The organism is Exiguobacterium aurantiacum DSM 6208, assembly GCF_000702585.1.
GTDB lineage: Bacteria > Bacillota > Bacilli > Exiguobacteriales > Exiguobacteriaceae > Exiguobacterium > Exiguobacterium aurantiacum.
On record NZ_JNIQ01000001.1, the window covers coordinates 376213 to 397233 of the forward strand.

The window sequence follows — 21021 nt, forward strand, 5'->3', positions numbered from 1 at the left end:
AAATCGAACTTTATTGCTCTAACCCTTTGACTTTATGAGATATTTGCGTTACATTACCGAATGGACGAAGTATTTCCAACATCATCAATTAAAATGTTCGTAAATAGGGGTGTTAGACTATGGATAAAGTGTTTGACTATGAAGATATTCAATTGATTCCCGCAAAATGTGTCGTCGATAGCCGGTCGGAATGTGACACGAGCGTGACGCTCGGCGGGTTCACGTTCCGCCTTCCGGTCGTTCCAGCAAACATGCAGACGATCGTCGATGAGAACGTGGCGTTGTCGCTCGCAGAGAACGGCTATTTCTATATCATGCATCGTTTCAACCCAGACTCTCGGCTTCGCTTCATCGAAGACATGCACGGACGCGGTCTTTACGCCTCGATCAGCGTCGGTGTGAAAGAGGACGAGTATCGATTCATCGAGATGCTCGCTCAATCCGGTCATACGCCAGAGTTCATCACGATCGATATCGCCCACGGGCATTCGAACGCGGTCATCCGGATGATTCAGCATATTAAACACCATCTGCCACAATCGTTCGTCATCGCCGGGAACGTCGGGACGCCGGAAGCGGTTCGCGAACTCGAGCATGCAGGGGCCGACGCGACGAAAGTCGGGATTGGGCCAGGAAAAGTATGCATCACGAAAATCAAGACCGGTTTCGGGACGGGCGGGTGGCAACTCGCCGCCCTCCGCTGGTGCGCCAAGGCGGCAACAAAGCCGATCATTGCGGATGGGGGCATTCGCACGCATGGGGACATCGCCAAATCGATTCGCTTCGGCGCCTCGATGGTCATGATCGGTTCACTGTTCGCCGGTCACGACGAATCTCCGGGAGAGACGTTTGAGCAGGACGGGAAGCTGCTTAAAGAGTATTTCGGATCGGCATCTGAATTCCAAAAAGGGGAACGGAAGAACGTCGAAGGCAAGAAAGTGTTCGTGGAGCATAAAGGGGCGCTTCAGGACACGTTGACCGAGATGGAGCAAGACCTCCAATCGGCCATCTCATACTCGGGTGGGGACAATCTTGATGCGTTGCGCACTGTCGATTACGTCATGGTGAAAAACTCAATCTTTAACGGGGATAAAGTATATTGAAAAAGGCGACTCGCGTGAGTCGCCTTTTTTCAATCATCCGTTAGCTGCTTCGTCATCATGAAGTAATCCGAACCGGGCGGATAGTCACGGAGGACACCTGCCACCTCGTAGCCGAAGCGTTCGTAAAACGTTCTCGCCTGAAATGAAAACGTCGTCAGCTTCACTCGGGTCGCACCGAGGGCAATCACCTCACGTTCCCCCGCCTCGAGCAACCGTGATCCAAGACCCGTACCGGTGTGAGCCGAGTCGACCCACAGCCGGTCGAGGTCGAACCAGCCCCAATAGACGCTTCCGAACAACCCGGCGATCACTTCACCGTTTTGCTCCACTTTGAATTGCACGACCGGGACGTCGGCATTCCGAATAGCTCGATGATGGACCGAGTGCGTGTCGTTGAAGGCGCGCAGACGCTCCGTCAACAACTGTTGGAATGACTCATCTTCCACCACGACCTGCTCGATTTCCATCATGTGTCCCTCCTTGAACCGTTCACAAAGAACGTGATGAGTTCCGCTTCTTCTTCCTCGACAGCACGACCTGTCAGGCGTTCGTATTGAGCCGTTATCGCTTTTTTATTTCCTGGGAAATCTAGCGTGATCGTCGCCAACGCGCGCAACACATCACGATCTTTCTCATATTCTGGACGTGAGACGACGCGGCCGTGCGACCACACGTACGCATCCGCGTCAAACATGTCCAACAAGGCGAGCAGCCGGAGCGTCTCGTCCGCTGTCATCCGCCAGGACGGTGCGTATAGATTGGCATAGAGCGCATCTCCCAGGAACAACACTTTCTCTTCCGGGATATACGCGACGACAGCATCAGGTGAATGATCGCCGCCGACATGCTTCAACATGACGTGCACGCCGCCAAGGTCGAGTGTGAGCGAATCGTCGAACGTCAAAGTCGGCATGACAACGCGCATCGTGCGTGCCTCCCCGAACTCAATCAGCACAGAACGGGATCTCAATCCCGCTCTCGACGCGTTCATCGAGCGACGCATCATCCCACTCATACGGCAGTAGCCGCTGCATTTTGTTCTTCGTTTCCACACTCGCGATCGAGACGGTCCAAGGCAACGCCGAAAGTCCGAAAATATGATCCCAATGCCAATGTGTCAACGCGACGATCGTCGGACGATCTAGCCCATTCTCGGCCAAGGCGTCTAGCAACGTGTTCGTATGGGACTCAGAGTTTCCGGCATCAATCAACAACGTGTGCGTATCACCGACGACGACTCCTAAAATCGGCCGATCGGTCTCCGCGACAGGTGTCATATACCAAAAACGCGGCGAATGTCTCTCTAACTTCTGCAAATCAAATCCTCTCCTCACTCGTCGGACCAGTTCAGACAGGCGTTCGCCTGCCGGTCCGCTCAGTCGTACTCTTGAAATGAATCATACACGTAAAACCCATCGCCCCCACAATTTTTGGCGACATACATCGCCGCATCCGAGTGATGGATGAGCGCATCGAGCGACGAGAGTTCTGCCGATGAATAAGCGACCCCGATACTCGCCGACAAGCGGAGGGAAAGTTCGTCCCCGACCAATATTTCCTGGGAAATCAAAGCGGTCAACTGTTCAAACACCTCATTCTCTAGCGATTCCTTTTCTCCCTCGATGACGATCAAAAATTCATCGCCGGCAAAGCGATACGCCTTGCCGTCATGGAAACGACTGAACGAACGGATCCGTTTCGCCGTCTCGACGAGCACTTCATCCCCGATGAGATGCCCATGCGTGTCGTTGATCCGCTTAAAGTCGTCCAAATCGATGAACAGAAGCGCGACGGCCTGCTTGCGGTTCATTTTTTGACGCAGATCCGCCATGAGTGAATGCCGGTTTCCGAGCTTCGTCAATCCGTCCTTCGTGATGAGTTCGATGACTTCCTGGTGCTTGCGTTCGCGTCGAATCTCGTTCTCCATCCAACGCGTCACGAGCAAGATCGTGTCCGTCATCTCTTGCCTTGCGACTTGATCGATGACGTCCTCAAGGCTTCCTTGCTCGGTAAGAAAGACGAACCACCCGAACGTCTTCCCTTCGTTCATAAGCGGCACGCTGATCATCGCGGAGAGTTCGACGCCATCGATGACGAGCTCGGCGCGTCCTAACTTTTGATGCCCGTTTTTTACGAGCTCCTCGACTTGATGGAGACGTTCGTCGGTCCATTCGAGTAACGTGTCCCCGTCTGACGAAAGGATGTGATAGCCGCTCTCCACTGTAAACGCGACGGCATGGGAATAACCGATCCATTCCCGCAACAACGCTTGAATCCGCTTCAGCTTTTCCGGGAACGGTGCATGGAGCGCGGTCACTTCGTAAAGCGATTCGAGCGTCTGTTGACGCCGTGTCTCCGCCCTCGTCTGTTCCGTCAGCTCAATTTCAGCCATCACCCAGCGTGCGAAATCCTCAAGTGTCCGCAGCGCCTCCCTGTCAAACGTGCGCGCCACCTGATCCGTGACGCAGAGCGTTCCGATGGCGTGACCGCTTCGTGTAATGAGCGGCACCCCGGCGTAAAACCCGACGCCTTCAAGAAGCGGATTATCATCCGATGATTCGGCTGACTCGACGTCCTCGATGACGAGCGCTTCTTTCCCGAGCACGACGCGGTCGCAGAGCGTGAACTTGCGATCGACGTGCAGCCGATCAAGGGCCGCCCCTTGGCACGACTTGATCCACTGTTGGTCCGTCGTCAAAATCGAGATGAGGGCGACCGGCATATCGAACGTTCTCGCCACGAGTCGGCTGATGCGGTCGTAACGTTCTTCCCGAGGTGAATGCAGGATCTCAAGACGAAGGACCGCCTTCAACCGTTCCGCCTCACTCTCGTCGAGCGAAGTGATTGCCTCCTGACGTTCTGATGCGTCGTGACGCAACAGAGCGAAATGGTGCTCGAGTGCGTCGAGCGCGGCTTGGACGTCTGATCGCGCCAGTGGCCGACTGAAGAAATAACCTTGCACCTCGTCACATCCGAGCCGCTCGATGGCACGATACTGTTCTTCCGTCTCCACACCTTCGGCCGTGACTTCGAGGTTCAACTTTTTAGCGAGCGAGATGATCAGTTTGACGATCTCGTACTCTTTTAAGCCGTTGTCCTTATCGAGCTGACTGATGAACGAGCGGTCGATTTCGATCCCATCGATATCAAACATTTTTAAATAGTTGAGCGACGAATAACTGACGCCAAAATCATCGATGAGGATGCGGAACCCTTTCGTCTTCAAATAATCGACCGTCTGAATGCCGACGAGCGGCTCCTGCATGAGCGTATGCTCCGTGATCTCAAACTCGAATTGATCCGATGTCAGGCCGTGCGACGTCAAAACAGTCAAGACGTCACGCATGTACGTTTGACGGAAGACGACCGGAGAGATGTTGATCGCGACACGGCGACCGTTGAATATGTCCGGCTGTTCAATCATATCCCGGCAAACTTGTCCGATGACGAAGCCTGTCACGTCCTCGATCAAGAGCGATTTTTCAGCGATGCGGATGAACGTTTCCGGTGAGACGTTCCCGAGGGCGGCACTACGCCACCTTACGAGCGCCTCAAAATGGATCGTCCCGTCATGACAACTGACACGCGGTTGATAGACGACACTCAACTCGTTCGCTTTCAATCCTTTGACGAGCTCCATCTCGATCGTCATCTCGTCGATATAATGTTGGACGTAATCGTCTTTCTCATACACCCGAATCATTTGTTTGCCTGCTTGTCTCGCCTCAAGCAGTGCCGTCGACGCGTTCATGATCACACGGTCGGCATTCTCATATCCGGCACTGAGCCCGATGCAACCTGAAAGCGCGAACTCGGTCTCGGCCACCTCGTACGTGTAGTCCGCGATGGCGGCGAGCAAACGCTCTCCGTGATGGTAAGCCGTCTCAATCGGCGTGTGCGGCAGCACGACGATGAAGTCTTCCCCGTCGACCCGCCCGATGATCGATCCTACGGGAAGCATATCCGACAGACGGCGTGTCATGTCTTTGATGAGTTGATGCGACTGTTCAATCCCTTGGAGCGAGAGCACGATTTTGAAGCGGTTGATATGAAGCCGGATGATGCTCGTCAGTTCACGTCCGTTCTCCTGTGTGAACAGTTTCTCGAGCTCGAGCTTCACTTTCATCAAGTTCGGCATTCCCGTCAAATAATCGATGTGCTCGATACTCGACAATAGCTTCATCTCCGCTTCTTCCGACAAATCGGTCGTCAAACCGAGGACGTAACGAACCTCGCCGTGTATGTCTTCGAGCGGCATGAGGACAGATGAGGCGAAACGGGCCGTGTTCGAATCGATGTTCATCTTCGACATGAAATAAACCGGTTCACGTGTGACGGTCACCGCATCGTATTGCGCGATCAGTTCATCCGCGACGTCGGCCGGGTACATCTCGTGCAAGTAGCTGCCGGCCACATCGTCTGGTAGCATCGAGGCGAGCTTCCCTTGCTCACTGACACGGACATAACGATATCCGACTGGCGTCACTTCCATTAAAAAGACCATGCGATACAAACGAACGAATACATCGAATAAATAATGCGGGTCGGCCTTCATCTGTTGCATACTGTACCTCCAAGCAATGTCTGTTTCCTCTAGTGTAGAACTTTTAACTCGTTTTGTTCACAAAACCATTTCAAAAAAGGGGAAACGTTTTTCAACGTTTTCCCCGAAAATCGGGTAAAGAGTAATGAATCTAGTCCTGAAGCGAGGTGAACCATCATGCTCAGTCGAAACGTCTATCCACAGACCCGTCCCGGCAAATGGTCGGTCGGATTGTTGCTCGCCGTGTTTCTTCTCTTGATCGCCTCTGCCCTCATCGTCCAGTCAGGCCAACCGTTCAACTTCAATGCGCTTTTCGACAACACGTGGGCGACCATCGTGTCGATGGCGGCTTTAGCTGCCGCACTCGGCGCTTTCGTCGTCGGTTTGTACACGACCCTTCGCAATCAAGAGCGTTCGGTCGCCGTCTTTTTCACCGCGTCGCTCGGGGGGCTCGTCGCTTTGTTCGTGCTCATGCAACTGTTCCGCTAACTCAAAACGCTCCTTCCCGATGTGAGAAGGAGCGTTTCGTCAGAGTAATTCGTTCGCGAGCAGGCGGTAGACGTTCAACCGGTCGGACTGTTGGTGTTGAATGCTGCAAATCATCGCCTCATCGAATCCATAGCGCTCCGCTTCTTCTTGAAGCTGAGTCGCGATCTGCTTCGGCGTCCCGACGAGGTGAATCGCCCGGTTGTTGGCGATGTGAATTTTGTCGACTTCGGTGAGCGGATACTCGTGCGCCGCCTCCGGACTTAACAGTTGACGAAGCTGACCGCGCATCAAGAACAAGCGAGACAGGTCAGACGGACGGGCCAAATATTCCGCTTCTTCCTCCGTCTCGGCCGTCGTGACGAGATACGTCACGTTGATGTCCGGTTTCTCCATGAACGCTGACGGACGGAAATTGTGCCGGTACGCATCCAGTGCATCGGTGCTCAATTCTCCGTTGAAGAATTGGGCGAACGAATAGCCGACGCCCATCCGCCCGGCTTGGACGGCACTGTTCCCGCTCGACCCGAGCAGCCAAGCCTCAGGACGAATCACACCGGTCGGCGCAGCCGGTGTGTGTTTATACCAGCGCTCTTCCGGCGTCTCGTCGTTGATGAGCTGAAGCGTCGTCTCAAGTTTTTCGTATAGCCCGTCCATCATCGGCTTCTGGCCTTGCGACATGGCGTAGATGGCGTTGGCATCTCCACCCGGCGCCCGTCCGACGCCAAAGTCGATGCGTCCTGGCGCGAGCGCACTCAACGTCTTGAACACTTCGGCCATCTTGAGCGGTGAGTAATGCATCATCATGATTCCGCCCGAACCGAGCCGAATCCGCTCCGTCTTGGCCGCGATATAGGCGCTGATCACTTCCGGTGCCGAACTCGCAAACGACATGCCGCCGTGATGTTCGGCCATCCACATCCGGTGATAACCGAGCTCTTCTGCTACTTGCGCGAGCTCGACCGCGCTTTCTAGGGCATGTTCTGACGTATGCCCGGACGTGACCGGTGCTTGATCGAGTACACTTAATCTCATGTCCATCTCTCCACTTCTATAGTATATATGGTGAATATCTCGAATTTATAAGACTCGCCGTCATCATACTAAAGTGTGGAAAAGAATACGAGTCGGACGCTCAAAAAGACAACGTTCTTTTTTCAGAAAATTGCAACGAGTTATTGCTTGTGCAGCTTCCCCTTCTCTATAATGAATGAGAAGACGTTATTCCTTCATAACAAGTCGCCGAACGCGTGATGGGGACACGTGAGCGGTCCACAATACTCTCGGGGAAAAGGGGTAAACAACATGAATCAGCCACCAAACAGGCCTGGCCAGGACGGAACCTCGTCATTCACGTCCAATGATTTTTTGAAATTTTTAATTCCATCTTTGATCGGTCTCATGTTCTTCATCGTGCCGATCCCGACCGATGACGGATTCACGATCCCGGTCGCCTTCTTATCCAATCAGCTGATCGACTTGATCGGCGGTGTCGTACCGACACTCGCCGTCATCATGATGGGCATCTCGGTGCTCGGCTCACTTTGGACGTATATGGCCAAACCGGCGTTCGTCCTCGAACGGCCGCACTTCAATTCATTGTTAAACATCACACCGTTCTGGTTCGGGATGCGGGTCGTCGGTTTCATCGCCGGGGTGATGACGCTGCTCGTCATCGGTCCGGAGATGATCACGTCCGAATACACGGGCGGACTATTGCTGTATGACTTGATTCCTATCTTGTTCGCGACATTCTTATTGGCCGGGATGTTGCTCCCGCTCCTTTTGAACTTCGGTCTGCTCGAGTTCGTTGGGACGATGCTTATCAAAGTGATGCGCCCGCTCTTCAAACTGCCGGGCCGCGCTTCGCTCGACTCGCTCGCGTCTTGGGTCGGGGATGCGACGATCGGGATCCTGTTGACGACGAAACAATATGAGAACGGCTACTATACGAAGCGGGAAGCCGCCGTCATCGCCACGACGTTCTCGGTCGTCTCGATCACGTTCACGATCGTCATCTTGTCGTACATGGAACTCGACGCCTACTTCTTGCAGTATTACGGCGCCATCGTCGTATCCGGTGTCGTCGCAGCGCTCATCATGCCGCGTATCTATCCATTGTCGAAGAAGGCGGACACACCTTACGAAGAGACCGAGCTGAAACCGGAAGAGCCTGTCCCGGCAAACGTCTCGATGCCAAAATGGGCACTTCGTCAAGCGTTGCTCAAGTCCCGCTCAAGCAAGAGCTTCATCGCCACGCTGAAAGACGGTTTCCAAAACGTGCTCGACATGTGGCTTGGCATCTTGCCGATCGTCATGGCCGTCGGAACGATCGCACTCGTCATCGCGGAGTATACGCCGCTCTTCACGATTCTCGGTAAACCGTTCGAACCGATTTTGATGTTGCTCCAAGTACCGGAAGCGGAAGCCGCCGCCCAGACGATGGTCGTCGGTTTCGCCGACATGTTCTTGCCGGCCGTCCTCGGCAGCGGCATCGAGAGCGAGATGACTCGTTTCATCATCGCGACCGTTTCGGTCACACAGCTCATCTTCATGTCGGAAGTCGGTGGATTGCTCCTCGGTTCAAAACTTCCGATCTCATTCGTCGACCTCGTCCTCATCTTCTTGCTCCGGACGTTCATCACGCTCCCGATCATCGTCGGGATCGCCCATTTGGTCTTTTGACGACAGAACGCCTCTTCTCGTATTTCCTGGGAAGAGGCGTTGTTTGTATAATGAAAGAAAAGGAGGGATTGACCGTGGAAGAGCACTTTGCCGGACAATTGGAAACCGCAAAGAAAGGCTATGCAGGCATCGTTAACCCACAAGTTTATGTAGATGACCGTTATCACGGCCATTGGACCGTGAAAGAAGAGAAACGAATCGATGGGGTACCGGCTCTGTTGCAACGCACGTTCAACGGCGGTAAAAATAACTGCACCCTTACCTCGATCACGGCAATCTTCCGCTATTACCGGGACCACGGTTATCCCAACATCCCCGAGGACGTGTTCGTGATCCAACAAGATGCCCGCGACATCGCCGTCGGACATCAGTTCAAAGACGAGAAAGGTACACCGCCAACGCGTATCGGTACGATCGTGACGAAACTGTGGGAACGATACGGCTACACCGGGCGGGGCAGTTCCCGCTATTTATGGAAATGGTCGACGTTCGAGCGCGAGCTCCTCGCCAATCGTCCGTTCATCTTGAACATGGCGAACGGGTTCTATAAAAATCATTCGGTCACAGGGATCGGCTATATCATCTATAAAAAGCCCGGCTACGCTGACGTCGTCTTGCTCGAGGTGCTCGACAACCGATCCGAAGATATCCGTTACATCGATTTCAACGAGTTCAACTTTTGGGGCAGCATCACGCGCGTCCACCCGCCCGCTAAATGAGGCGTTGTGAAAAGAATCGGTCCATCTCGTGACGTAAGTATGCCCCGATTCGCAGCAAATGCCCCCGCTTCGCGTACGACCCGTGATGCAACCCGTTCAAGTCGACGCCGTTTCCGAGGCCGACGAACACTTCGGACGGTTTGAAGCGCAGGCCGACCATCGGAATGCCCGCTAGGTGAAAGCCGAGCTCGTAGACCGCGCTCGGATAGTCTGCAATTGTCCGTTTTTCGGTAAATCCTCTCATGGCCACGCAGTTGTCGCGACCGAGCACGAGTATACGTTCTGGTCGGATGTGACGAATCGTCCGTTCTAGGAGTGCAAGCGAATCGGGATGTTCCATCCAGCGACGCCCGTCTCGAATCTGTCCCATTTGTCGATATGTCGCGTATTTGAAAAAATCGATATGAATGGCGGACCCGTCGTAAAATGATCGGTCCATCCCTTCAAGGAGCGCTTCAAGCTTCGCCCCGCCCGGCTTGCCGAACCAGCTCGTCGTCGCCCGTTCGGCCTCGAAATAGGACGCTGCGTAGTCGAGTGTCGCCTCGAGCGCCGTTTCGTCCTGTCGATACGTCTCAAAGAATCGGCCACGCCAATAGAACTTCTGCGCGTCCCCTCTTCTGACGGTGCCGTTCCGTTCAAAAAAACTCGCCTCGCGATGGATTCGTCCCGATGGTTAGCCATTGATTTTGACCTGGCCTACCATACCAGAGAATTGGCGATGCCCCATCGATCAGCTCCTCTTGAAAGGACGACGTCATGAGCCATTCTTGAAACCGAATCGCGTCTTTTAATAGATCTCGTGCCGTCTCCATCGTGTCACATCCTTTCTCTCCGTTCGTTTCCCGCTTTCAGCCATATGTAAAATACGTTATAGTGAGAGGACGAAGCCAAGTAAAGGACGTGAATCGATGCGTATCAATAAATTCATCAGTGAATCCGGCAAGGCGTCCCGTCGCCAAGCCGACCGTCTCGTCGAAGAGGGACGCGTCACCATCAACGGAAAGAAAGCGAAAATCGGCGACCAAGTGAAGCCCGGGGATGAAGTGCTCGTCAACGGATCGGTCGCCCGTGTCGCCCGCAACAACGTCTATATCGCCGTCCATAAGCCGGTCGGCATCACGAGCACGACCGAGAAGAAAGTAAAAGGGAACTTGGTCGACCTCGTCAACCACCCGCTCCGCATCTTCAACATCGGTCGCCTCGATAAAGATTCGGAAGGGCTTATCTTGATGACGAACGACGGGGATATCGTCAATGAGATCCTTCGCGCAGAGGGCGAGCATGAGAAAGAGTATATCGTCTCGGTCGACAAACCGATCACACCGGAATTCGTCGAGCAGATGGAAGCCGGCGTCAAAATCCTCGGCCAGAAGACGTTGCCGTGTAAAGTGCACCAACTGTCGAAGTTCGACTTCAACATCACGCTCACGCAAGGACTGAACCGCCAAATCCGCCGCATGTGTGAAGAGCTCGGCTACGAGGTGTATCGCCTTCAACGTGTCCGTGTCATGAACATCACGCTCGGCAAACTCCCGCCCGGACAGTGGCGCGATCTCTCGAAGAAAGAGCGCGAGCAGTTGTTCCGCGAATTGAATTACGAACCGAAAGAATGGTACTAAAAAGTAGCCTGAGATGTCTCAGGCTACTCAGGCTGTTGACGAACCCATTCGCTTCTGGCGAATGGGTTCGTCTTTTTTTGTGTTCAACGAGCTCGAGGCGCTCTGCCCGACATAAAATTGAAAAAATGCTATGTAGACGGTCGTTTTCGGCCAACAGGTTGGCCAGCTTCTTCATGTTTTGTGCGGTCGCTGCCACCAGGTTGGCGCGGTCCACCGCCTCTTTCCCCCGGTAGAACGTGAAGCGGAGACCGTGGAGCTCCTTCCCGTCGGCGAACGAGCGCTCCACCGTCTGTGGCCGGAGACGGTAGAGGTGCTTGCCCGATGCGGACAGACGGTTATCGCTCACCGCTTCGCGGTAGGACTCATCGATGTGGCGGTTGATGACGCGCCGATGCGATCGGCTTGACGTGCACTTCTCGAGGAGCGGGCAGTTCTGACAGATGGCAGGATTGGACGCGTACTGGTGATAGCCGTGACGGTCGGTCGTCTTATAGGTGAGGTGCTGTTTCGCCGGACACAGATAGGCGTCCACGTCCGGCAGGTAGGTGAACCGCGTCTTTCGAAACATCCCCTTCTTCCCACCGAACCGCCGCCAGGCGATGACGCCGAAAACGCCGCGCTCGACGAGCGCCTTCGCGATCTCGGTCGTGTAGTACCCGGCATCGAGCGCGACCGCCTCGAGCGGATAGGCGAAACGGTTGAGGATATAGTCGAGACGGTCAAGATAGACGGTGCTGTCCGACACGTTCCCGGGCGTGACGTGCACATCGACGATGAGGTTGTGCTTGGCGTCCACCGTCCGGTGCACCAGCCAGAAAAAGCCTTCCGGCTTCTGGTCACGGTACATATAGCCCGCGTCAGGGTCGGTCCGGCTCACCTTGATGAGTCGACGCTTCTTCTTCTGTCGCGCGGGCTTCAGTGCTTTTTTCCTCGTTTGGCCCGTTCCTCGTTCACCCGGCCGAGAAGCTCGTCCTCGACATCGCCGACGACCTGCTCGACCTCGACCTTGTCGAACTTCTTCTTGTTCGCGTTGGCTCGGATGTGGGTCGAGTCGGTGATCAGGATGCGCCCTGAAATGAAGCCGTGGGCTTCGGCCTGGCCCACGATGTCCTCGAAGATTTGTCGAAAGACGTCCGTGCCGGCGAACCGGCGTCGATAGGCCTGGCTGATCGTCGAATGGTCGGGAATTTTCTCGTCCATCCCGAGCCCGAGGAACCAACGGTACGCGAGGTTCGTCTCGATTTCCTTGATGGTCTGTCGCACGGAACGGATGTTGAACAGCGGGCCGAGCAGGATGATCTTGATGAGGATCTCGGGGTCGATGCCGGGCTGTCCGGTGTTTGAATACAGTGGCGCGCATAGCCGGTGGACGATGGAGAAGTCGATGTGGCGGTCGAGTTTGCGGACGAGGTGGTCTTTCGGGACCAGTTGGTCCAGCGAGGCGTCGGTGCGGATTGGTTCATGGCGTTTGGCGATATGGGCTCGGTACATGATGATTCCCCTTCCTGTTCGGAGGCGGTGACAATCCATACATACCAGTTCCCGCTTTTCGAGGTTTTAGCCCGCATTGGGGGCTTTTTCTATCGGCCGTCGAGGCCTCAGAAAAAGACGAGAGGCCACCCAGGGGCGGCCTCTCGCGACGCTCATCCGACGGCGCCGGAGACTCCTGAGGGATCAGCGAGCGGAGGGAGACCCAGCAGCGACAACGTCGCGATGCGGCTCCCTGCTCGCCCCTAGGAAAGCGGAGGCGCCAAGAGGAGGAGCGAAAACATTCTGTTAGTCAACAATCTGAGTAGCCTGAGATGTCTCAGGCTACTTTTATTCGGGCCGAAGTGATTCGATATGATCAATCTCACGACGGATGAAACGTTTAAGTTGGTTGCTCAAGTCATCGAGCTGGCCCATCGTCGTTCGGAACTTGAAGTCCGCATGGAAATGGTCGAACGGGTCGTGTTGCCACTCATCATGGATGTGGACGTCGATTTGGATTGTCCCGGTCCGATCAATCAACGTGAAGGTAAGCTTTATTCGTAAGTCCTCCGAATCTTCGCCCATCGGTTGCCAGACTACGGAGACTTTTCCCCAGGCGTCGTTGAATCGAGATACCGCATCGACCAATTCTTGAAGCATTTCGTCCTGCATATACACATCTTGACTGCTCGAACAGACGGAGGCGTGGAGCTGGAGTCTGACTTGGTAAAACAGCTCGGTCTCATCCATCCAAATTCGTTCCATCTCAAATTGACGCACCATACCATCACCTCTTTTTTCTGACTATACCATGACAATTCAGTGAATCGACTCATCGTTTCGTTTAAAAACGGGAATAAATAAGGTACAGATGATGTTGCACGGAAAAGAGGTGAATCGTCATGAATGGCGCCTTGTTTCCCCGCACCTCGGTCGGAAAGTGGTCCATCCTGCTCATCGGCTTGTTCCTCGCCATGTACGTGCCGTTCCTGTTGCTCGATAACTTCGATACGACGTTCACATCGACATTATGGAGTGATACGACGGCACACATGCTTCGACTCAGCTACATGACCACGTTTTCGGCGCTAGGACTCGGGGCGTTCGTGACCGGTTGGTGGGCCATCCTGAAACAAAAAGAGTACGCCGTGCTCGTGTTTTTCGCCGCCGTCCTCGGTTCGGGACTGTTCGTCCTGCTCGTCATGGAACTCGTCGGGATTTTAGAGTAGACAAAAAGGAGCCTGGCGCTCCTTTTTGTTAGCCGTTCAAATAGCCATCCCAATCGTAGTCTTGGATTTCTTGAAACGTTCCTTCCTCATCCCGTTCGTATGCACAAAGCGGGGGTTGTTGGAGAATTGGTAGGATGGAGTCATCCATATTCAACACGACTCCAATCGACACGATGAGAAAATTCTCGGTATCACTTAAATATGCATCATCCTCATACCCGCTCAAGAAAGACCATTCTGGATCCCCTTCCTCGTCAGGCTCGTCCCGCAACATGAAATGAAACTCTTCTCGTTCCAACACGTCCGCACTGATAATCACGAACGTATCCGTATAATAATCCCATTTATCCCCGTCTGGCTCATCATACTCGGTCTGACAAATGTGCTCCATCCCGAATGAAAGTTCTGTGCCGACTTCGATTGGTAAGTAATATGGCTCATTGTCGAGCACACCCTCAAACTGATTGCCATGAATGGCTGTGATTTTCACCCACATCCGTTCACCCCGATAGCCATCAGACGAAGCCTCTTCGTTCGTGAAAATCAATTTTACGAAGTCACCGACTTTCAATTGACGGAGCACTTCTTCGCTCGGGATGTAAAACGTATACGGTGCAGCCTCGTGCATCTCGCGCACGTCATCTAAATACCAATTCATCCAACCCCTCCTTGATCGTGAACGTATCCTCTAGTCAGTATAAGAGTTGCTACACACGAAAGGCAAAAAAGGATTTAGTCCTTGTAAGAACTAAATCCCCAATCCTATTATTTCGCCGTGACGCCCCCGTCGACCGGAAGTTCGATGCCGGTGATATGGTTCGCCTCGTCTGACGCGAGGAAGAGAACGGCTGCCGCCACTTCATCGGCCTGACCGAGATGCGGCAAAGCGATTTGATTCAAGAAATGTTGTTTATAATCCGGATGCTCCATGTGCGGTGCGCTCATCGGCGTCACGATATAGCCCGGGTGCACCGAGTTCGCCCGAATGTTTTGCTTCCCATAATCCACGGCCGCTGCTTTCGTGAGAGAACGAACCGCGCCTTTTGAAGCCGTATAGGCACCCGCACCGGCCATGCCTGTGAGCGCCGAAATCGATGAGATGTTGACAATCGAGCCGCCACCGTTCGCTTCCATGAGCGGGATGGCATATTGCGTCCCGAGCATGACACCATCGATGTTGATCCGGTACGTCCGGGCCCAGTCTTCCTCCGTCTGTTCCAAGAACGGTTTCGCGAGGGAAATGCCGGCGTTATTAACGAGGATATCGAGCTTCCCGCATGTCGCCTGTACTTCGTCATAGACGTTCTCCCAATCCGTACGTGACGTCACGTCGTGTTGAATCGCCAGTGCCTCCCCGTCAGCTGCCCGAATCGCCTCGACGACAGTTTGCACTGCCTCTAGATTGATATCAGTCGCGACGACCGTTGCCCCTTCTTTCGCGAACAGCTTGGCCGTCGATTCGCCCATACCGCTACCTGCCCCTGTGATGACCGCAACTTTCCCTCGTAAACGCATGTGAATATCCCCAATCTTTAATTTGATAGTCTAACTATCACTATATTAGTCGGTGCACATTTGAATCTCAACGAAATTGCCTGGACACGGTATAATAGCTACACAACAAAGAGGTGATCGTATGAACAAACGACAACAAAACAAAGAAGAACGATTGAATCGTATCATCGAGCAAGCCGAACTCCTATTTTTAAAGGACGGTTTTGAACGGGTGCAAATGCAGGATATCGCCGATGCGGCCGAAATCGGCGTCGCGACGCTGTTCCGCTACTTCCCTAAGAAAGACCAACTGATCGTCGCTGCGGCTGTACGCAACTTGGCCCCGACACTTGAAACATTCAAAAAATTGACGACGACACCTGGCGACGCCTACACACGACTCGAGGCAATCCTTGATTACTTGCTCGAGCAACAGATGAAACAGACGAACCATTCCCGCTTCCGTGAGGCGTTCGAAAGCTATGCCTCGTTCGTCACGAGTCCGTTACCGGACATCGACGACTATATAGAATTGCAACGTGAGATCATGAAGACGCTCGAACCGCTCATCGAAGACGGCAAGACGGACGGGTCGCTTCGAGGCAACCTCGACGTGAAAGCGACTGTCGTCACGATCATCAACGCGTTCGGGACGTTTGGCAACAATATCATCTTAAAGTCGCACATCAGCTACTTAAAAGAGGACATCGAACCGTTCATCCAGCAGCGGGTGTTAAAAGAGATGCTCCTCGCTTATGTACGGCCATAATAAAAACCCCTTCGGCTGAAGGGGTTTATTCGTGCAATTCGAGCGGCAGACCGTCCGGGTCGAAGAAGAACGTCATCTTCTCGCCCGTGAACGTGTCACGACGAATCGGTTCCGTCGTGACGCCATGCGCACTCAGTTCTGCGACGACCGCCTCGATGTCGTCGACCTTGAAGGCGAGATGGCGCAGCCCGCACGCCTCAGGGAAGCTCGGTCGCTTCGGGCTATCCGGTTTGATGAACAGTTCGAGCTCATTGGCACCAAGATGCAAGTCGATCTTATGGTCGCCTTTATCCGGTCGATGATGTTCGCGGATGACGTCGAATCCGAGGATGTCGACATAGAACCGTTTCGCCTGTTCATAGTTCGTGGCGATAATCGCCACGTGATGGATGGTATGTAGCTTCATAGTCATCCCCCATATACAAAAAATGAGCACCTCTCACTAGAGGTGCTCTCGAAAAGTCTACCGCGTCGAACCACGCTCCACAACGTGCTCCTAAAAGGAATGTCCGCCGTCTTACATAGACCAGCTCATCGCATGTACTCAACAATAACCGTTTCCGCGCGCCGCGTCAATCTTTTGTTTGATGCGGGTTGACATCTTTCTAAAAATTAGGATAATCAATAGTGTTAGCACTCTTATATACAGAGTGCCAAAATCGAACGCATAAAGGAGAACGATCATGACAAAAAAACAGTTTCAAGCCGAATCGAAACGAATTTTAGAGTTGATGGTCCACTCAATCTATACGCATAAGGACATCTTCCTCCGTGAGCTCATCTCGAACGCGAGTGACGCCATCGACAAGATGTATTACCGCGCCCTCTCGGACGAGGCACTCGACTTCAACAAGGACGACTACTTCGTCAAAGTCGAGCTCGACAAAGACGCCCGGACGATCACCATCCGCGACACAGGAATCGGGATGACGGCGGAAGAACTCGAGTCGAACCTCGGGATCATCGCCAAGAGCGGCTCGCTCGCGATGAAACAGGCAACGAAAATGGAAGAAGACCATAGCCTCATCGGCCAGTTCGGGGTCGGTTTCTACTCAGCGTTCATGGTCGCCGACCGCGTGACGGTACGCACTCGCTCGGTCGACAGCGATCAAGGCTACTTGTGGGAATCAGAAGGCACGGACGGCTATACGATCGAGCCGACGGACAAGTCCGACGTCGGGACCGAAATCACGTTACACGTGAAAGCCGACACGGACGACGAGACGTATTCGACGTTCCTCGAAGAATACGAGATTCGTTCGCTCATCAAGAAACACTCGGATTTCATCCGTTACCCGATCAAGCTCGACGTGACGAAACACCGTCAAAAAGACGGCTCGGAAGAATACGAAGATTACGTCGAAGAAGAGACGGTCAACAGCATGGTGCCGATTTGGCGCAAACGGAAGAGCGAGCTTTCGGACGAGGACTACAAGGCGTTCTATCATGAGAAGCGCTACGGTTTCGACGAGCCGCTCAAGCACCTCCACTTGAACGTCGACGGCACAATCCGGTACCAGTCGATCCTCTACATCCCCTCGACGGTTCCGTTCGACTATTACACGAAAGAGTTCGAGAAAGGGCTCGAGCTGTATTCGAACGGCGTCTTGATCATGGAGAAGTCGCCTGATCTGCTCCCGGACTATTTCGGTTTCGTCAAAGGGATGGTCGACTCGGAAGACTTATCGCTCAACATTTCCCGGGAGATGCTCCAGCAAGACCGCCAGCTACGCGTCATCGCCAAGAACGTGAAGTCGAAAATCAAAGGCATGCTCGAGAAGATGCTCCGTGACGAGCGTGAGGACTACGAGAAGTTCTTCGAATCGTTCGGCCGTCAAATCAAGTTCGGCGTCTACGACCAGTTCGGGGCCGCCAAAGATGAGTTGAAAGACCTGCTCTTGTTCCACTCGTCGAACGAGAAGAAGCTCGTCACGCTCAATGAGTACGTCGCGCGTATGAAAGAAGACCAGAAGTACATCTACTACGCGACAGGTGAATCGATTCACCGCATCGACCTCTTACCGCAAGCGGAACGCTTGAAAGAAGAAGGGTTCGAGATCCTCTACTTCACAGAAGAGATCGACGAGTTCGCCATCAAGATGCTCCAGTCGTATGACGACAAAGAGTTCAAATCGATCGCGAGCGGTGACCTCGGTCTCGATGATGCCGAGGCCAAATCACTGAACGACGACAACAAAGACTTGTTCGCCTTCATGAAGCAGGAACTCGGCGACCGCGTCAAAGAAGTGCGCGCGTCGACACGACTCAAGTCGCACCCGGTCTGCTTGACGGTTGCCGGTGACGTCTCGATCGAGATGGAGAAGATTTTGAACGCGATGCCAAACGGCGGCGGCATGAAAGCCGAGAAAGTACTCGAAGTGAACGCCGACCACGCCATTTTCCAGACGTTACAGCGCGTCTACAAAGAGGACGAGGCGAAGGCGAAACAGTATACCGATTTGCTTTATCAACAAGCGCTCCTCATCGAAGGGCTGCCGATTGAAGACCCGGTCGCCTATTCGAACGCGGTATGTGCGTTGATGGCGGAATAAGTGAAAGACAGAGGGCGACCTCTGTCTTTTTCGTTTATCTGTTGTTCATCAGCTTCCGTAGCTGATCTGGTAACAATACTTGTTCAGCTCTACGGTGAATCATCCGATGACAGTTAGAACAGACTGGCACCAAATCTGTTTCAGCATCAACTCTCATAGGCTCATTTAAAGTACTCAACGGTTTCAAATGATGAATTTCAATATAATCTCTGCCACGTTCACCATATACCGCTTCAAAATTAAAGTTACATACGATGCAATTCACACCATGAATTTCGATGGCTCTTTTCCGATTCAAGGCATCGCGTTCATACCTTTTCCCATAGTAATATTTTTCTCTGCCCTCATAAACAACCTTTCCTTCCTCTATTTCTTCCGCCCTTAAATCTTCTAGCGCTTTATATTCGCCTATATCAATAGCTGATAAAACAGCCAAAATAGTTTCAAAGCCTTCTTGGCCCTTTAACTCTTCAATCATTTCCTCTAATGAAAATCCCTTGAATAATGATTGAAATGGCTTCTTTAAGCCTAAGTAATGCAGAATTCCCATAGATTGATAGCCCTTCGATTTTTCAGAGTCCAAACCCAAAAATCTTTCATCCATCTCTCTATGCGTTAATCCATCCATCAAATGCCCCACTACCGTTTGATATCTTTCCAAGTCACTGTATTGCCTAAACTCCCGATCTCGTCCACTAGGTTGTAAGGGTGGTAGATACATCAATGTCACATCCTATGTTTATGGTTTTGTTTCAAACTACTAATTTACACTTTTTACCTTTTCAGTGAACACAAAAAATCTCTATCCACGAAAATGACTATCATAATAGAATTCAAAAGTGAATTCTAAAAGTCCTCTTTCATAGATAGAGATTATGATTATTTGAAATTATTGTACGTACCCAACAACTGCATCTGAATCGCTTCCTGCAAGATGTTCTGGTCATCCTCTTGCTCGTGAACCTCTGCGATTCGATGGCTCATCCGCTCAATCAAGCCAACGACGAGGGCGTTCCCCATCGTGAAGTAACGTTTGCGGTCGGTCATCGTAGCCGTCCAACCGTATGGGAATCCGTTCAATCCCTCACACTCCTCAGGGCGCAAGTAACGAAGCTTCTTCGTCTGTGGGTCCTCGATGACATGGCTCGAACGGTTACAAGTGCCTTCGCTCGTCAACATCGTACGACCCGGAAGGTCAAGCGAGTCCGGATACGACATGCCGCCTTCCGCATACACGTACACGTGACCGCTCGCCGAGGTCCGCTCGATTTTCTTTGGTCCTTTCAAGTACGCGAGCTCTTCCTGCTCGTTCCGACCCGACTTCTTAATCGTATCGGTGTCCAAGTAGTACTGCTCCGGCGCAGGGCCGAACTGCTCATATACCTCTTGGACCACATCACCGAGCGTCTTCGGCACTTCTCGTTTCGGTAACGTCTCGATCGTAGTCACCTGGTCGCCCGACATGATTCCCGAGTTCCGGTATGTGGCCGAGAACATGTCAGAAATCTCGACGATATCTTTCGGCAGTTCGAACTGCGAGCCCGGGTGTTTCTCGCTCGTCAGTTCATGGACCGGGAACGCCGGTGCAAAGAAGCCTGACTCGAGCAACCATTTTTCAGGATCGGCTTGTCGTGCACGCTCCGAATGATTCAAATCGGTCCGGGTCGCAAAGATGAAGATACGGCGACGGCGTTGCGCGAACCCATAGTCGGCGGCATTGATGACGCGCCACTCGACCGTATAGCCTTGGTCGGCGAACGCACGGAGCATGACGCTGAAGTCACGTCCCCGTTGCTTGGCAGGCGACTTCATGAGGCGATCGACGTTCTCGAGCAACACGTAAGGCGGTTTCTCTTGTTCGATGATGTTCATGATTTCCCAGAACAAGACGCCTTTCTTCCCTTGAATCCCTTGTTCGTTTTTGAGACTGCGAGACACGCTATAGTCTTGGCAAGGGAAGCCGCCGACCAACAAGTGGTGTGGACCCGCCTCCATCCATGACAGGGCAATATCTTCGTTCAAATGTTTGCCGCGGCCCTTGAACCGTTCCGCGTAGCAATCGAAGGCCGGTTGACTCTTCGTCGCCGGTTCCCATTGATTGCCCCAAACCACATCGAATTTGTCCGATGTAGGCTCGGCATTCACGTCTTTTATTCCTTCAAGTGCGATGCGGAAACCTCCTACACCAGCAAATAACTCAACTACTTTAATCAATGGGAACACCCTTTCGCATTTTCTATCTTAAACTTAATGTATTTTTAGTATTTTCTCAATGAAAACAGTTTACCACCTATGCAAAAAAGGATCAACCCTTCTCTTTTTATTTTATGATTAGGAAATTAAAAACATTTT

18 protein-coding genes and 2 pseudogenes are annotated in these 21021 nt (G+C 52.9%); 8 read left to right on the forward strand and 12 right to left on the reverse strand.

Annotated elements, in window-relative coordinates:
* Nucleotides 1-119 precede the first annotated feature (119 nt).
* Nucleotides 120-1103, forward strand: a complete 984-nt coding sequence (gene guaC / locus P398_RS0102090) for a GMP reductase (protein ID WP_029333938.1) — start codon at nt 120-122, stop codon at nt 1101-1103.
* Nucleotides 1104-1132: 29 nt separating this feature from the next.
* On the opposite strand, the gene P398_RS15985 is transcribed toward guaC, so the two are convergent.
* From P398_RS15985 to P398_RS0102105, 3 genes and pseudogenes are all read right to left on the reverse strand, one after another.
* The gene (locus P398_RS15985) at nt 1133-1570 is read right to left on the reverse strand and encodes a GNAT family N-acetyltransferase (protein ID WP_235263294.1); all 438 of its coding nucleotides are present in this window, start codon (nt 1568-1570) and stop codon (nt 1133-1135) included.
* Nucleotides 1570-2419: pseudogene (locus tag P398_RS15990) on the reverse strand (MBL fold metallo-hydrolase). Before P398_RS15990 ends, P398_RS15985 begins: the two are co-directional and overlap by 1 nt.
* 59 nt (nt 2420-2478) lie before the next feature.
* Nucleotides 2479-5667, reverse strand: coding sequence for a bifunctional diguanylate cyclase/phosphodiesterase (locus P398_RS0102105; protein WP_029333940.1), 3189 nt, complete (start codon nt 5665-5667; stop codon nt 2479-2481).
* Between the two features lie 156 nt (nt 5668-5823).
* Between P398_RS0102105 and P398_RS0102110 the strand changes: the two genes are divergently transcribed.
* Nucleotides 5824-6135 (forward strand): hypothetical protein, encoded by a 312-nt coding sequence (locus tag P398_RS0102110; protein WP_029333941.1) that lies wholly within the window; start codon nt 5824-5826, stop codon nt 6133-6135.
* Nucleotides 6136-6174: 39 nt separating this feature from the next.
* On the opposite strand, the gene P398_RS0102115 is transcribed toward P398_RS0102110, so the two are convergent.
* Nucleotides 6175-7167 carry an LLM class flavin-dependent oxidoreductase gene (locus P398_RS0102115; RefSeq protein ID WP_024371018.1) on the reverse strand — a complete coding sequence of 331 codons (993 nt, stop codon included), beginning with the start codon at nt 7165-7167 and terminating at the stop codon, nt 6175-6177.
* Nucleotides 7168-7437: 270 nt separating this feature from the next.
* Between P398_RS0102115 and P398_RS0102120 the strand changes: the two genes are divergently transcribed.
* On the forward strand, nt 7438-8817 hold the full coding sequence (locus P398_RS0102120; RefSeq protein WP_029333942.1) for a YjiH family protein: 1380 nt from the start codon (nt 7438-7440) through the stop codon (nt 8815-8817).
* Between the two features lie 74 nt (nt 8818-8891).
* Nucleotides 8892-9536: a C39 family peptidase gene (locus P398_RS0102125; RefSeq protein WP_024371020.1), complete on the forward strand. Its 645-nt coding sequence runs from the start codon at nt 8892-8894 to the stop codon at nt 9534-9536.
* Here P398_RS0102125 and P398_RS0102130 read toward each other — a convergent pair.
* Nucleotides 9529-9975, reverse strand: coding sequence for a hypothetical protein (locus P398_RS0102130; RefSeq protein ID WP_029333943.1), 447 nt, complete (start codon nt 9973-9975; stop codon nt 9529-9531). The two genes, P398_RS0102125 and P398_RS0102130, sit on opposite strands and share 8 nt — an antisense overlap.
* 469 nt (nt 9976-10444) lie before the next feature.
* Between P398_RS0102130 and rluF the strand changes: the two genes are divergently transcribed.
* Nucleotides 10445-11155: a 23S rRNA pseudouridine(2604) synthase RluF gene (gene rluF, locus P398_RS0102140; RefSeq protein ID WP_029333944.1), complete on the forward strand. Its 711-nt coding sequence runs from the start codon at nt 10445-10447 to the stop codon at nt 11153-11155.
* A gap of 145 nt (nt 11156-11300) precedes the next feature.
* Here rluF and P398_RS16505 read toward each other — a convergent pair.
* Both P398_RS16505 and P398_RS0102150 read right to left on the reverse strand, forming a co-directional pair.
* Nucleotides 11301-12646: pseudogene (locus tag P398_RS16505) on the reverse strand (IS1182 family transposase); the annotation flags it as partial.
* A 327-nt stretch (nt 12647-12973) separates the two neighbouring features.
* Nucleotides 12974-13408 carry a hypothetical protein gene (locus tag P398_RS0102150; protein WP_029333945.1) on the reverse strand — a complete coding sequence of 145 codons (435 nt, stop codon included), beginning with the start codon at nt 13406-13408 and terminating at the stop codon, nt 12974-12976.
* A 119-nt stretch (nt 13409-13527) separates the two neighbouring features.
* Between P398_RS0102150 and P398_RS0102155 the strand changes: the two genes are divergently transcribed.
* Complete coding sequence (locus P398_RS0102155; RefSeq protein ID WP_024371024.1) at nt 13528-13854, forward strand: hypothetical protein; 327 nt, start codon at nt 13528-13530, stop codon at nt 13852-13854.
* Nucleotides 13855-13882: 28 nt separating this feature from the next.
* Here P398_RS0102155 and P398_RS0102160 read toward each other — a convergent pair whose 3' ends face one another.
* On the reverse strand, nt 13883-14512 hold the full coding sequence (locus P398_RS0102160) for an immunity protein Imm33 domain-containing protein (protein WP_029333946.1): 630 nt from the start codon (nt 14510-14512) through the stop codon (nt 13883-13885).
* 107 nt (nt 14513-14619) lie between these two features.
* A complete protein-coding gene (locus P398_RS0102165; protein ID WP_029333947.1) occupies nt 14620-15369 on the reverse strand; it encodes an SDR family NAD(P)-dependent oxidoreductase in 750 nt (249 codons plus the stop codon).
* A 121-nt stretch (nt 15370-15490) separates the two neighbouring features.
* Between P398_RS0102165 and P398_RS0102170 the strand changes: the two genes are divergently transcribed.
* Nucleotides 15491-16117, forward strand: a complete 627-nt coding sequence (locus P398_RS0102170) for a TetR/AcrR family transcriptional regulator (RefSeq protein WP_029333948.1) — start codon at nt 15491-15493, stop codon at nt 16115-16117.
* 25 nt (nt 16118-16142) lie between these two features.
* On the opposite strand, the gene gloA2 is transcribed toward P398_RS0102170, so the two are convergent.
* Nucleotides 16143-16523 (reverse strand): SMU1112c/YaeR family gloxylase I-like metalloprotein, encoded by a 381-nt coding sequence (gloA2, locus tag P398_RS0102175; protein ID WP_029333949.1) that lies wholly within the window; start codon nt 16521-16523, stop codon nt 16143-16145.
* 277 nt (nt 16524-16800) lie between these two features.
* On the opposite strand from gloA2, the gene htpG reads away from it, so the two are divergent.
* Nucleotides 16801-18669: a molecular chaperone HtpG gene (htpG, locus tag P398_RS0102180; protein ID WP_029333950.1), complete on the forward strand. Its 1869-nt coding sequence runs from the start codon at nt 16801-16803 to the stop codon at nt 18667-18669.
* Between the two features lie 34 nt (nt 18670-18703).
* Here the strand turns inward: htpG and P398_RS16000 are convergent, their stop codons facing one another.
* Nucleotides 18704-19330, reverse strand: a complete 627-nt coding sequence (locus P398_RS16000; RefSeq protein WP_160151242.1) for an HNH endonuclease — start codon at nt 19328-19330, stop codon at nt 18704-18706.
* 218 nt (nt 19331-19548) lie between these two features.
* A complete protein-coding gene (dcm, locus tag P398_RS0102190; RefSeq protein ID WP_029333952.1) occupies nt 19549-20883 on the reverse strand; it encodes a DNA (cytosine-5-)-methyltransferase in 1335 nt (444 codons plus the stop codon).
* Nucleotides 20884-21021 lie beyond the last annotated feature (138 nt).

What these genes read in the sequence shown, in the direction of transcription:
- P398_RS0102160 (WP_029333946.1), bottom strand. Translation starts at nt 14,512, where the DNA reads ATGAATTGGTATTTAGATGACGTGCGCGAGATGCACGAGGCTGCACCG.
- guaC (WP_029333938.1), top strand. Translation starts at nt 120, where the DNA reads ATGGATAAAGTGTTTGACTATGAAGATATTCAATTGATTCCCGCAAAA.
- P398_RS0102120 (WP_029333942.1), top strand. Translation starts at nt 7,438, where the DNA reads ATGAATCAGCCACCAAACAGGCCTGGCCAGGACGGAACCTCGTCATTC.
- P398_RS0102130 (WP_029333943.1), bottom strand. Translation starts at nt 9,975, where the DNA reads ATGGACCGATCATTTTACGACGGGTCCGCCATTCATATCGATTTTTTC.
- P398_RS0102110 (WP_029333941.1), top strand. Translation starts at nt 5,824, where the DNA reads ATGCTCAGTCGAAACGTCTATCCACAGACCCGTCCCGGCAAATGGTCG.
- P398_RS0102165 (WP_029333947.1), bottom strand. Translation starts at nt 15,369, where the DNA reads ATGCGTTTACGAGGGAAAGTTGCGGTCATCACAGGGGCAGGTAGCGGT.
- P398_RS0102155 (WP_024371024.1), top strand. Translation starts at nt 13,528, where the DNA reads ATGAATGGCGCCTTGTTTCCCCGCACCTCGGTCGGAAAGTGGTCCATC.
- P398_RS0102105 (WP_029333940.1), bottom strand. Translation starts at nt 5,667, where the DNA reads ATGCAACAGATGAAGGCCGACCCGCATTATTTATTCGATGTATTCGTT.
- gloA2 (WP_029333949.1), bottom strand. Translation starts at nt 16,523, where the DNA reads ATGAAGCTACATACCATCCATCACGTGGCGATTATCGCCACGAACTAT.
- P398_RS0102170 (WP_029333948.1), top strand. Translation starts at nt 15,491, where the DNA reads ATGAACAAACGACAACAAAACAAAGAAGAACGATTGAATCGTATCATC.
- P398_RS0102115 (WP_024371018.1), bottom strand. Translation starts at nt 7,167, where the DNA reads ATGAGATTAAGTGTACTCGATCAAGCACCGGTCACGTCCGGGCATACG.
- htpG (WP_029333950.1), top strand. Translation starts at nt 16,801, where the DNA reads ATGACAAAAAAACAGTTTCAAGCCGAATCGAAACGAATTTTAGAGTTG.
- rluF (WP_029333944.1), top strand. Translation starts at nt 10,445, where the DNA reads ATGCGTATCAATAAATTCATCAGTGAATCCGGCAAGGCGTCCCGTCGC.
- P398_RS15985 (WP_235263294.1), bottom strand. Translation starts at nt 1,570, where the DNA reads ATGGAAATCGAGCAGGTCGTGGTGGAAGATGAGTCATTCCAACAGTTG.
- P398_RS0102150 (WP_029333945.1), bottom strand. Translation starts at nt 13,408, where the DNA reads ATGGTGCGTCAATTTGAGATGGAACGAATTTGGATGGATGAGACCGAG.